Raw genomic sequence first — 12017 nt, 5'->3', positions numbered from 1 at the left:
GTCAGCGGATGGGCCGCCTGGCCTCTCCCCTGTCAGGGTGTGCCGGGCGGGCAGGGCGACGGGCGGGGTGCCGCGCGGTATCATGCCCGGCATGTCACGTGTGGAGGGACCAGACGGCCGCACCGACCGGGCGCTGCTGAGTGGCGACGTGCCCGTGACCGATCCGTCCTGGAAGGAACGTTACCTGACCGGCGTGCATGATCTCAGCGGGGACTGCATCAAGGTCGTGGATCACAGCGGCCGGCTGCAGTCCATGAATCTCCGCGGGCAGCAGGCCATGCAGGTCGAGGATTTCCGGGCCTGCCAGGGTGCCGACTGGCTGTCATTCTGGGAGGGCGAGGCGCGCGAGGCCATGCTGGACGCCTTTGCGCTGGCCACCGCCGGAACGCCCGCGCAGTTCAGCGGGTACTGCCCCACCATGCTCGGCGAGCCCCGCTGGTGGGACGTGATCCTGGCGCCGCTGCCCGACCCGGCCGCGCCGGACCACGCCGGCCCGTTCGACCTGCTCGTCGTGTCCCGCGACGTGACCGACCGGGTGCAGGCGCAGCAGGCCCTCGAGCGGATGAACGCGACCCTCGCCGACGAGGTGCAGCGGCAGACCGAGGCGCTGCGCCAGGAAAAACAGCTGCTGATCCAGACGAACGAGGAACTCGAGAACATCACCTACGCCATGTCCCACGACCTGCTGACCCCCGTGCGGCACCTGCTGAGTTTCGCGCGGCTGGCGCGGCAGACCCACGAGGCCGGTAAACGCGACCGTTACCTGGGCATCATCGAGACCAGCGCCCTGAACCTGTCGGGCATGATCGACGGGGTCATGCAGTTCAGCCGGGCCGGGCGGACCTCGCTGCGGCTGCAGCCGGTCGACCTGAACGACCTGCACGCCCAGGTGCAGCGTGACCTGCAGCCCACCGCGCCCGGCGTCCACTGGACCGCCGGTCCCCTGCCCACCGTGCAGGGTGACGCGCAGGCCCTCCGGACGGTCCTGACGATCCTGTGCGGGAACGCCCTGAAGTACACGCGCGACCAGCCCTCGCCCCGCGTGCATGTCAGCGCGTCGCACGACCCGCACGCCCGCACCTGGCGGGTGGACGTGCAGGACAACGGCGCCGGTTTCGATCCCGAGTACGGGCATAAGCTGTTCCGCCTGTTCCAGCGGCTTCACCACCAGAACGAGTTCGAGGGCACGGGAACCGGGCTCGCGCTGGTGCGGCGGGTCATCACCCGTCAGGGGGGCAGTGTGCAGGCCACGGGAAGACGTGGAGAGGGAGCGGTTTTCTCGTTCACGCTGCCCGATCACGCCGGCTGAACGGCAGGGATTCCGGGGGGACTGGGGGTGGTGTCTGCCGCCTGGGCGTCGCCACACCACCCTGTTCCGTCCTGCTTTCCTTTCCCGCCTATCATATACACATATTTATATAAGTGGGGGGACAGCTCAGCGCCTGGGAGCGCCCACCTGCTCCGCCTCCAGCCGCGCCGACCGCAGCGGCCAGGGCGGCGCGGCCCCACCCGAGACCACAGTCACCGGCACCTGCACGTTCCACCCGTCCTCCTGCCCGGTCAGCTGCGCCGCCTCCTGATCCACCACGCGGTTCCCCAGCGCGTCACGCAGGGCCGACAGCCGCACGCCCCCCGCCGCCCGGAGCGCCGTGAACCGCTCCAGCGGCCCCGGCAGCAGGTCCACCTCACCGGACTCCCCCGCCGCGCCGCCGGTCACGGCCGTCACGGTCATCAGGCCCGTCACGCGCCCCGGCGGCAGGAACGTCCAGGCGCCCAGGTGACTCACCGGCACCACCCGGTTCCAGACCACGCCGTCCGGACGTTCCACCCGCACCCGCACCGGCCACGCCGTCACGTTCCCGTGCCGGTCCGTGGGATGCAGCACCAGCGCCGGCGGGCGTGGCCGCGTGACCCGCACCGCCCGCCCCCCCACCTTGAGCGTCAGCGGGGAGACCGGGACGCCCGGCGCGCGGCGCACCTCACCCGTGAACAGGTGCGGCCCGACCCGCACCTCGTAGGGCGTCACGCCGGCCCGCACGAACGGCACGCGCAGCGTGACCTGCCCGGCCCCGGTACGCGCCCGGGTGACGCCCGGCCCTGCCGGCCCGAACAGTGTGGCCGTCACCGGCCTCCCGGCCGGCAGGTCCCGGCCCGACAGCGTGAACCGCAGGTCGTCCGGCGTGACCGTCACGTTCAGGGACGGGCGCGGGAAAGCCCCGGACTGCCCGGCCGGCGCGCAGGCAAGCAGCGCCAGCGGTCCCAGCAGGAACAGGCGCGGCAGCGCGGCCCACCGCACGGAGCACCGCACGGAGCCGCGCCTCACGGCTCCCCCCCGGCGGCCCCGTCCCCACGGTCCCCGGAGGCGGGCGCCTGCCCTTCCGGCAGGGCCTGGAACGTCAGGGTGTACGACCCGCCGGGCAGCAGCGCCGCCGGCAGCGGAAACGATCCCGGCGCGCGGGCCGGGGCCGCCGGACCGGCCAGTGGCGCAGGGTGCGCCCGCGCACCCGCCGGCGGCGTCACCGGCAACCGGAAGGTCCAGACCGCTCCGGGCGGCAGCGGCGGACCGACCACCGCCCGCACCCACGCCACGCCCCGCGCGTCGGACACCGCCAGCAACGCCTGCGGCACGGCCAGCGTCTGCGTGGAGACGTTGCGGGCCTCGACCGTCACGGCGCCGCCCTGCACGCGGCTGCGGGCCGCGAGGGGCCGCGCCAGGTTCCGGCCGGTGACCACGGCGCGCGCCGTGACCTCCAGCGTCAACGGGTCCACGTCCGTGCCGGGCGGCAGGGGCGGCAGGGGCACCAGCCACGGCGTCCGCTCGCCCGGACGGAGCTTGTGCAGGACGCTCAGTCCCGCGTTCTCCGTGACGACCACCTGCCCGTCCGGCGTGCGGAGCGACACGCTGAGCGTCAGGTCCGCCGGGCGGGCGTCCGCGTTCAGCAGCGACCCGACCGCCACGACCCGGCCGTCCACCTGCACCGTCCGCGCCGACAGGACCTGCACCACCGGACGGTCGAGCACGTCGGCGGGCGCCGTGGCGTTCGTGGTGATGCGGCGCGGCGCCCGGTCGTACGCGACCGCCGCCTGCGGGGACGGCACGGCCCGCTGCAGCGTCAGGGACCCCCCGCCCGGCGGCCCGACCACCCAGCGGCCCCCCGTGAAGCGCAGCGCCTGCGTGGTCCGCGTGCGCCGCGTTCCGAGCGGCGTCCACCAGTCCAGCGTCACCTGCGCCCGCGCCTCCCGGCCACGCCGGTTCAGGCGCACGCCCAGGCGTTCCAGGCGCGCGTACTCGCCGCGCAGCCCCCCGCCCAGCACGGGGCGCGCGGCGCGGGCCGCCCAGTCACGCTCGAGCGCCCAGCCCGGCGAGCCGCGCAGCGCCGCACCGACCGCCAGCAGCAACAGCGTGACGCCCAGCGTGGCCCGCGCCGGTCCCAGCGCCGCGCCCCGCGCCGTCGCCAGGCCGGGTGCACCGGCCGGCCCGGGGGACGTGGCGGCCCGTTCGCGCGGCGCAGCCCGGCCCACGACCAGCAGCGCCGCCAGCAGGCAGGCCAGCGGTCCCGCCCCCCACAGGAGCGCCGCCCAGCGCGGCAGGACGCTGCGCGGCAGGCGGGCCGGGAGGGGCGGCACGTCCTCGCGCTCCCAGACGACCACGCCGTTCTCCAGCGTTCCGATGGCGTGCCAGCCGTGCAGGAACAGCAGCGGGTCCAGCACCGGACTGGCGGCGTACACGAACTTCAGGTACGCCCGCTCCGGGTGCGTCAGCAGCGCCGGCAGCGGCCCGAAACCCGGCAGGGCCGCCCGTTCCGGCAGCGCCGCGAACGCACCCGCGGCCGCCAGCGGCTGCGGCAGGTCCGGCGGCAGGTGCCACAGGCCCGCCGGGGTGGCGGCCCGCGTCTGGGCGCCCAGCAGGCCCAGCTGCCGCCCGAACCCGACGGTCAGGAACCGGTAGCGCCAGTGCTCGTCCTTCTCGATGAAGTTCAGCAGCGGCGCGAGGTTCAGGGCCGGGCCTTCCAGCGGTCGGGTGCGCGGCAGGGCGTTCAGGCCCACCGTGACCAGCAGCGTGAAGGCGGCCGCCGCGACCAGTGGCAGCGACCCCGGGCCGGTCGGGACGCGCGCCGCGTCCCAGGCGCGCAGCGCGACCTGGGCGGCCAGTGGCAGCAGCAGCAGCGCCGCGCAGAACGCCAGCGTCTCCGGGGCGGGCAGCCGCGCCGGCCCGCCCCCCGGCGCGACCGGCAGGAACAGCAGCGTCCCGGCAGGCAGGAGCGCCGCGCCCAGCAGCGCCAGCCGCTCCGGCACGCCCCAGCCGCGCGGACCACGCCGGCACACGCCGGGCAGGGCCGGCAGGACCCACCCGACGCTCCAGAGGGGCAGCAGCAGGCACAGCCAGACGCTACGGCCCACGCCCAGCGGCGGCAGTGACGGCGGGGACACCCACGGCGTCCACAGCCACCCGGCCCAGCCGGACAGTCCCGCCTGCACGAGCAGCGTGACGAGGCCCGCGCGGCGGCGGCCGGCCCTTCCGGGCGGGGCGGCCAGCAGCGCCGCCGCGCCCAGCAGCAGCGCCGTCACAGGATCGGCGGCGCCCGCCGCGAGCAGCGGGGCCAGCGCCCGGCGGCCCGCGCGGGGCCCGCCGCGCACCCACGCCCACAGCAGCGGCGCAGCGTGCAGGGCCAGGGCCGCCGCGAACACCGTTCCCAGATGCCCGAACACGTTCAACTGCAGGGTCAGGGCGCTGCCCAGCGTGACGAGCAGCGTCGCCACGCCCGCCACCCGCTCGGACGCGCAGGCCAGCGCCGCGCGGTACACGCCCCAGGCCAGCAGCGCCACGCCCAGAAACTGCGCCGCGCCGTACGCGCCCTCGGCCCCCAGCGGTGAGAGCAGGGCGATCAGCTGCGCGGCCAGCGGCGGCTCGCCGGTCAGGGGCACGCCCCCGTACCAGCGGTCGTCCCAGGGATCGAAGGGATGGCGGGCGTACGCGCTCGCCAGGAACTGCAGGGAACCGGCGCCGTCCGCGCCCCGGTACGCGCGGGTCAGGACCAGGGTGCCGTGGTACGCGCCGGTCAGCAGCAGCGCCAGCAGCAGCAGGCGCGGCGTGGCGGGGCGTTCCGTGGGGTCCGGCACGCGCCCAGCGTAGCGTCTGGCTGCGGGTGGCGTGCTTGAATGCGGGGGTATGCCGCTCCGTCCGTCTCCCGCGCCGCCGGCCGCGCGGGTCGTCCACGCCCTGCTGTGCACCGGCGCCCTGGGCCTGGGCGCCGTCCTGGGGAGCTGCGCGCCGGGGAACGGCCCGGCTGTCGGGGCGCTGGACGCCGCGACGGGCGCCGGGCCGCTCGGGGACGGCGCGCGGCTGCTGGCGTGGCAGGCGCCGGCGCGTGAACCGGGGCCGCGTGTCCTGACGCCCGCCGAGCGCGAGGCCGTCACGGACGCCTACCTGCGCGGCGAACGGGAGGTGGCCTTCGCGGCCGGGAGCGGCCAGTCCGGCGGCCTGCGGGACCTGTTCCAGGGGGCGGCGCTGCTCGACGCGCAGGACGTGGCGCGCAGCGGCGCGGGAACCGTCAGCTGGGCGCACGCGCCCGTCCTGCGGTTCTACGCGCCGGACGGCGCGACCGTCACGTTCACGGACCGCTTCACGTACGCCGCGCAAGGCGCGCCGGACGGACCGCCGCGCGTGGCCCGGCGGGACCTGGACGTGGTCATGGAACTCGGGGACGGCAACTGGCGGGTGCACCACTGGCGGGTCACGCGCGACGTTCCCCTGCCGCCCGCGCCGCCGCCCGTCCGGCCGGCCGACCACCGCGCTGTCCGGGCCGTCCCGGACTGGCCGTCACGCCCGGCCGACACGCTGCGGCGCGACGTGACGGCCGTGACGGACCTGCACCTGAACGCCCTGATCCTGCCGCTCAGGGCCGGGGCGGGCGGGCCACTGAACGCCGGCCGCGCCGCGCAGACCGGCCGGGCGCTGGACGCGGTGCTCACGGCGGCCGCCCCGCGGCAGGTGGCGGTCCTGCTCGAACTGCAGGTCGGCGCGCTGGACGTGGCGGGCCTGCGGGACCTGCACGCCGCGCTCGGCCCGGAACCGGAGGGGAATCCCGCGTCCGTCGGCCGGCGGCTCTCGGGCGTGATCCTCTCCCCCACCCGGCGGCCGGACCCGGACCGTCTGGAGGTGTGGCGGCAGACGGTCCGGGCGCGCTTCCCGCTGCTGCCGGTGGGCCTGCGCGTTGCTCGCGGCTCGCCGGGCGCGGCGCTGACCGACCGGGTGGATTTCGTGGCCGGGGGCCCGCAGGCGCCCGTCTTCCGGGAACGCCGCTGGCCGCTGGGGCGCCTGGGAGAGGCGCGGCGCGGCTGGCAGCTGCGGGCCTTCCTGGCCCGGCCCGGCCCGCTGGAGGCCGGGCTGCTCGGGGTGGGGGCGGGTGATCAGCCGTCCCTGCTCACGCCCGACGGGTCGTTCACGCCGCTGGCCCGCTGGACGGACCCGGCCCGCCCGCCGCCCGGGCTCGGCGCGTGGCTGCTGGGCTGGGCGGCGGACCTGTGGACGCTGCCGGTCGCGCTGCTGGGCGCGGCGCTGCTGCGGCCCTGGCTGCGGCGCCTGGAACGGTGGCTCACGGAACGGTGGCCGGCGGGCCGCTCCCGGCCCTGACCCGCACCAGCGCTCAGCGGGCCGGGCCCAGCAGCGTCTCTCCGGCGGGGGTGGGCTGCCCGTCGGGCGTGAGCAGTGCGTCGAGCGGGACCAGCCACCCGCCCTGCCACGCCATGAGGGCCAGCGCCGCCCCGCGCTGCCGGGCGCGTCCTGGCAGCGGCAGGCGCCCGGCCGCCGGCAGGCTGAGCAGCGTCCGGGGCGCGGCGGGCCCCGGGGAGGCCGCGGCCCGCAGCTGCGCCGAGAGCAGGGCGTCCAGGGCCGGCAGGTCGGCCAGGGCCGCGCCGGGCCCGCCCGTCGGGGCGAGCAGCGGCAGGTCCGGGCGGGTCAGGCGCAGGGCCAGCAGCGCGGCGCGGCTGCCCGGGTCGCCCGCGCGGACCGGGCCGGTCAGCAGCGCGGCCGCCCCCGCCGCCCGGGCGGCCACGGCGGCGCGGACCGGTACGCTCTCCAGGGTCAGGGGCGCGCTGAAGGCCACCACGCCGGACCGGCCCGCGCGGCGCAGGCGGTCCAGCGCCGGGGGCAGGGCGCCGAGCTGCTCGCGGGTGGGCTGGGCGGGCAGGGGCAGCAGCAGGGGGCGCAGGTCGTGACGCGCGGCGAGGGCCAGGGTGCGCTGCCAGCGGCCGGCCGTCCAGTCGGGCCAGTCGCCGGGGAGGATCACGGCCCGCCAGGTCCGCACGGCCAGCCTGCCGGGCGGCGGCGGGGACGGCCGGGTCTCGCGCCGCAGGTGCACGTCCGTGACGCGCCAGATGCCGTCGGCGGCGCGCAGCGTGACCTGCACCTCGCGCTGCGTGACGCGGGTGTCGGTCCAGTGGCCGTCGCCGGGGAACGCGCGGGCCGTCCAGTAGCGGTCCAGCAGTCGCCATCCGCCCTGCGGGTCCGGGCCGAGCAGCCGGGCGCGGTGCGCCCAGTCGAGCAGCAGCGGGTGGCGTTCCTGGCTGCTCACGGCGAGCGCGGCGCGAAGGGCGGGGCCGGCGAAGCGGCCGCTCAGGCCGCTGGGGTCGCCGGAACGGCCGGCGTACGTGAGTTCCGAGTGGCCCAGCAGGTACGCCTGCCGCAGGTCCTCCAGGGTCACGCCGTCCGGGCGGGGCACGCCGGGCGGCGTGGGCAGCCAGCGCAGCGGCGGCAGGGCTTCCGGGCGCCGCGCGAGGTTCAGGGCGCTCGCCTGGGTGGAGGCGCGGCTGGCCCGTTCCAGGCCGCGCGACGCGCCGATCAGGGCCAGCAGGCCGCCCAGCAGCGTGCCGAGCAGCAGCGCCACGAAGGCCGCGCGTTTCAGGGTGGTCAGGCGGGTCACGGCCACGGGAGCCGCTCCTCGGTGCCGGCCACGCGCAGGCGCAGGGTGACCGCGCCGGGCAGGGTGGGGACGCGGGCGCGGGCCACGCCCTGCGCGGTCGTCGCCTGCGCGGTCCACACGACCCGGCCGCTGCGGTTCAGGGCCTCCAGCGTGACGGGCGTGCCGTCGTCCGGGAAGGCGCCGGTCGACCAGCGCAGCGCGACCTGCACCTCGCGGCCGGTCCAGAGGGCCTGCGGGCGGCGGCCCAGCAGGGCCGGGCGGGCCTGCGCGCGCGCCTCGCCGCGCCAGGATCCGGCGCGCGCCAGCAGGCGGTACGTGCCGGCCACTTCCGGCGTGAGCTGCCAGGACGCCTCCCCGTTCACCGTGACACGCGCCGCGCTCAGGCGCTCCGCGCCGGCCGCTGCGCTCAGCTCGACCGGCGTGCCGTCCGGGACGGGGGTGCCGTCCGGGCGGCGCAGCGTGGCCCGGACCGTCCAGGGTTCGCGCAGGCCCAGGCGCACCGTGGCCGGCGTGACGCTCAGCACGCCGGTGGCGGCGAGGGGGGCGGGACTGTCAGCGGCAGGGATGGCAGCGATGAGGGGAACGGCGCTGGCAGCGGCAGGAGGGCGGGCGGCGGGCAGGTCCAGCCGCGCGCGGGCCAGGACCGGGCCGCCGGGGGCCGTCACGGTCGCCTCGCAGCGGCCGGCGGCCGGCAGTGGAGGGGCGGGCAGCGGGGGTCCGGGCAGCGGACCGTCCCAGACGAGCGGACCGGCGAAGGTGTCGCACACGACCCGCCAGCGGGCCCCGGCCGGTCCCGCCGCCCGGACCCGCAGCGTCTCCCCGGACGCCTCCAGGGTGACGGCCGGCGCGGCCAGGACGGATCGGTCGGGGCCCGGTCGGTCGGGAACGGGTCGGCAGGCGGTGAGCAGCAGGCCCGCCAGCCACCAGCGGGCGGCGCGGCCGGTCACGGCTCCTCCCGGCGGAAGGCGTCGGCGTACACGACCGAGCCGGAGACAGGCGGCGCGGCGCGGCGTGTGGCGGGCAGCAGCACGCGGTACCCGGCGGGCAGGGAGCGGCCCAGCAGGGCCGTGCGGGACTGGTCGGGCGGCACGGCCTCCAGCAGGAACGTCTGCGTGACCCACGCCACGCCGCCGGGGTCGGTCAGGGCGCGCAGGACGTTCGTGATGGTCGCCTCGCCCGCCCCGGCGTTCTCGACGCGGACGGCGTCGCCCTGCGACCAGACGTTCAGGCTGCGGTCCAGGCCGCGCGCCGTGACCCAGCCCTGCGCGCGGACCGCGAAGGACCCCACCTGCGCCGCGCGGACGGTCATGCCGGGACCGCCGAAGGTCACGCGGAACGGCGTGCGTTCCCCCGGCAGCAGCCAGTGCAGCGCGTGGGTGCCGGCGGTGTTGCGGGCGAGTTCGGTGCCGCCGGCGTCCAGCACGGTGGCGGTGACATCGACGGCGGCGGGTTCACGCCCGGCGTTCACGGCCTCCCCGACGACCGCCACCTGCTCGGCCGCGCCGGGCGTGGACCGGAACGCCACCAGCCGCGCGTTCAGGACCCGCAGCGGGACCGGGGTGTCCCCGACCGGCGCGGCGCGCGTCAGGGTGGGCAGCGGCCGGAACCGCCGGGGCGGGCGGACCGTGAGTTGCGGCTGGGCGCTCAGGCGCCAGCCGGCCTCCGTGAGGCGGAGTTCCTGCCAGAGGGTCTCCCGGATGTTGCCGAACGCGGTGAACCAGGTCAGGGTCAGCTGGGCAGTGGCGAGCGTCCCGACGCGCGTGCGGGCGCCCGGCGGGGCGCTGTACGTGACCGGCCCGACCTTCAGGCGGTCGAGTTTCGCGTACCCGCTGCGCAGGCCGCCCACGACCGACAGGTCCAGCCGCCAGCGTTCCTCGGTCAGGCCGTCCTGCGGGTCGATCAGGCGGTAGGCGTCCCCGAAGCGTTTGAAGTCGATGGCGTCCCAGTAGGCCAGCAGGGTCCGTTCCGGGGTGGGGGCGGGGCGCAGGTGCGCGCCCAGCAGCGCCGCGCCGCCCAGCAGCGCCGCGAGCAGCAGCGCGCTGTTGACCAGCCGCCGCGCGGGGCTCAGGCGGGGGGCGCGCAGGCGCGCGGTACGCCAGGGACGGAAGGGCAGGCGCCGCACCCAGCTGTCCCACCAGTGGCCGGCGCTGGGGGGCGGCTCCCGGCTGTCCTCGGCGAGCAGGCGCACCCACGGCCAGCGGGACCGGCGCGGCGCGCCCGGGGCGGCGCCCAGCGGGACCAGCAGGCTCAGCAGCGCGGCGGCCGCGGCGGCGCTGGGCAGCAGCGCCCACATCAGCCGCTGCCAGACCGGCAGTTCCCGGCGTGGCAATCTCGGCTGCAGCGCCGGGATGCCCGGCTGCTCCCACACGACGATGCCGCCCGGCAGGGTGCCCAGGCGCGACCAGCCCAGGGCGTGCAGCGCCGGGTCGTAGAAGGCGTCGTTGGACAGCACGAAGCGCAGGTTGTACCGCGCGGGCGTCGTCAGGAACTGCGTGAGGCTGCCCAGGCCCGGCACGCCCGTGTATTTGGCGCCCTCCAGCCGCTCGACGGGCGTGGCCGTCAGTTCCGGGAGGCGGCGGGCCGAGTGGTAGTTCCCGTCGGGGGTGGTCGCGCGGGTGTTCGCGCTGAGCCACGCCATCTGATCCCCGAAGCCCAGCACCAGGTAACGGTAGCGGTCCCGGCCGCCGCTTTCCAGGAAGCGGACGATGGGCGCCACGTCGATGAACGCCGGCTGGAACCGGCGGTAGTAGGTCAGGGCGCTGATCAGGCACGAGAGCGTCACGGCGGCCGTGACCAGCCCCAGGCCCAGCAGGTGGTGCACGCGGCGGCCCAGGCGGGCCTGCACGAACACCCGCCACGCGCCGTGCCGCCAGGATTCCACGACCAGCCCGGCCAGCGGCGTCAGGAGCATCACGGCCCAGAACGTGAAGCGGTCCAGGGTGAGAATGTCGAACGCGCCGCGCAGCAGCAGTTTCGGCAGGGGGGTGGTGCCGCCCGTGCCGAGCAGCGTGAGCAGCAGCACGCTCGCCAGGACCGGCCAGCGCGGCAGGCCCCGGTGACTGCCCAGGCCGCGGCGGGCGGCGTCCCAGTACAGCGGCAGCAGCGTCGCCCACGGCACCAGCCAGAACATGAACCCGAAGTCGGTGCGGACCAGGAAGTTCGCGCGGCTGCCGTGCGGGATGGGCACCTGCGTGATCGGGTCGCTGCGGCTCCACAGCCAGTACGGCAGGACGACCGTGACGAGCGCCGTGACGGCCAGCGCGCCGTACAGCGCCCCACGGTACACGCGCGGCAGCGCGCGGTACACCCGGCGGCGCAGGTGCTGCCAGCCGCCGCCCTGCGCCTCGCCCGGGCGGGGGCGGGACGCGCCCTGCAGCACCACGGCCAGCAGGACCGGCGCGATGAAGAACACGCTGCCGAACAGGGTGGTGACGTGGTGCGCGGCGGTCGTGGCGGCCGTGAAGGCCGCGGCGCGCAGCAGCAGCGGGCGCTGCCCGGTCTGCACGTAGCGCGCGGCGTACGGAATGGCGTTCAGCAGCAGGCCCAGGCTGAGGGTGGTCGGCAGCTGCCCGAACACGTGCACGGTCTCGGCGATGGCGCTCGAGAGGGTCAGCAGGACCGCGCCGTACCCGGCGGCCCGCGCGGTGACGAACACCTTCCCGAAGCGGTACATGCCGACCGTCAGGCCGACCAGCGCGAGCAGCTGCGTGAGCGCGAAGGCGCCCATCAGGCCGAAGACCAGGCTGAGCAGCGCGATCAGGTAGTGACTGAGCGGCGGGTACGAGGTCAGCGAGAAGCCGGTGTACCAGCCGCTCTCCCAGGGGTCGAAGAACGACCGGGCGTAGTGCGCGCCGAAGTACACGTGGATCAGCGCGTCGTAGGTGCGCGTGAAGGACCCGCTGATCAGCTGCGCGCCGTGCAGGACGATCACGATCAGCAGCGCGAAGGCCAGCAGCCGCCCGCCGGCGCGTTCGTCGTCCGCGGCGTTCAGGGTCGCGCCGGGAATCGCCAGGGACGGCGGGCGGGCCGGGTCGGGCGGGCCGGCGGTACGGGGGCGGGGCGGGGCGTCCGGGCGGGCGCGGGTCACCGGGCGGG

At 77.1% G+C, this 12017-nt stretch carries 7 protein-coding genes; 2 read left to right on the top strand and 5 right to left on the bottom strand.

What is annotated here, in order from left to right; translation table 11 throughout:
- The first annotated feature begins 91 nt into the window (after positions 1-91).
- Positions 92-1309 (top strand): sensor histidine kinase, encoded by a 1218-nt coding sequence (locus ABDZ66_RS03515; RefSeq protein WP_343756123.1) that lies wholly within the window; start codon positions 92-94, stop codon positions 1307-1309.
- A 126-nt stretch (positions 1310-1435) separates the two neighbouring features.
- Here ABDZ66_RS03515 and ABDZ66_RS03510 read toward each other — a convergent pair whose 3' ends face one another.
- Together ABDZ66_RS03510 and ABDZ66_RS03505 are read right to left on the bottom strand one after the other, a co-directional pair.
- Positions 1436-2296, bottom strand: a complete 861-nt coding sequence (locus ABDZ66_RS03510; protein ID WP_343756121.1) for a hypothetical protein — start codon at positions 2294-2296, stop codon at positions 1436-1438.
- 23 nt (positions 2297-2319) lie between these two features.
- The gene (locus ABDZ66_RS03505; protein ID WP_343756119.1) at positions 2320-5121 is read right to left on the bottom strand and encodes a hypothetical protein; all 2802 of its coding nucleotides are present in this window, start codon (positions 5119-5121) and stop codon (positions 2320-2322) included.
- A 49-nt stretch (positions 5122-5170) separates the two neighbouring features.
- Between ABDZ66_RS03505 and ABDZ66_RS03500 the strand changes: the two genes are divergently transcribed.
- Positions 5171-6634, top strand: a complete 1464-nt coding sequence (locus ABDZ66_RS03500; protein ID WP_343756117.1) for a hypothetical protein — start codon at positions 5171-5173, stop codon at positions 6632-6634.
- Positions 6635-6647: 13 nt separating this feature from the next.
- On the opposite strand, the gene ABDZ66_RS03495 is transcribed toward ABDZ66_RS03500, so the two are convergent.
- From ABDZ66_RS03495 to ABDZ66_RS03485, 3 genes are read right to left on the bottom strand one after another with little or no spacing between them, the layout of a single operon-like run.
- The gene (locus ABDZ66_RS03495; protein WP_343756115.1) at positions 6648-7922 is read right to left on the bottom strand and encodes a hypothetical protein; all 1275 of its coding nucleotides are present in this window, start codon (positions 7920-7922) and stop codon (positions 6648-6650) included.
- Positions 7919-8869, bottom strand: coding sequence for an Ig-like domain-containing protein (locus ABDZ66_RS03490; RefSeq protein WP_343756113.1), 951 nt, complete (start codon positions 8867-8869; stop codon positions 7919-7921). Before ABDZ66_RS03490 ends, ABDZ66_RS03495 begins: the two co-directional genes overlap by 4 nt.
- A complete protein-coding gene (locus tag ABDZ66_RS03485) occupies positions 8866-12009 on the bottom strand; it encodes an FxLYD domain-containing protein (RefSeq protein WP_343756111.1) in 3144 nt (1047 codons plus the stop codon). The genes ABDZ66_RS03490 and ABDZ66_RS03485 overlap by 4 nt, the downstream gene beginning before the upstream one ends.
- Positions 12010-12017 lie beyond the last annotated feature (8 nt).

Source organism: Deinococcus depolymerans (assembly GCF_039522025.1).
Classification (GTDB): Bacteria; Deinococcota; Deinococci; order Deinococcales; family Deinococcaceae; genus Deinococcus; species Deinococcus depolymerans.
This window is presented reverse-complemented; position numbering and strand designations above follow the sequence as displayed.

Coding starts and splice junctions, on each gene's coding strand:
- ABDZ66_RS03515 (WP_343756123.1), top strand. CDS start 92: ATGTCACGTGTGGAGGGACCAGACGGCCGCACCGACCGGGCGCTGCTG.
- ABDZ66_RS03500 (WP_343756117.1), top strand. CDS start 5,171: ATGCCGCTCCGTCCGTCTCCCGCGCCGCCGGCCGCGCGGGTCGTCCAC.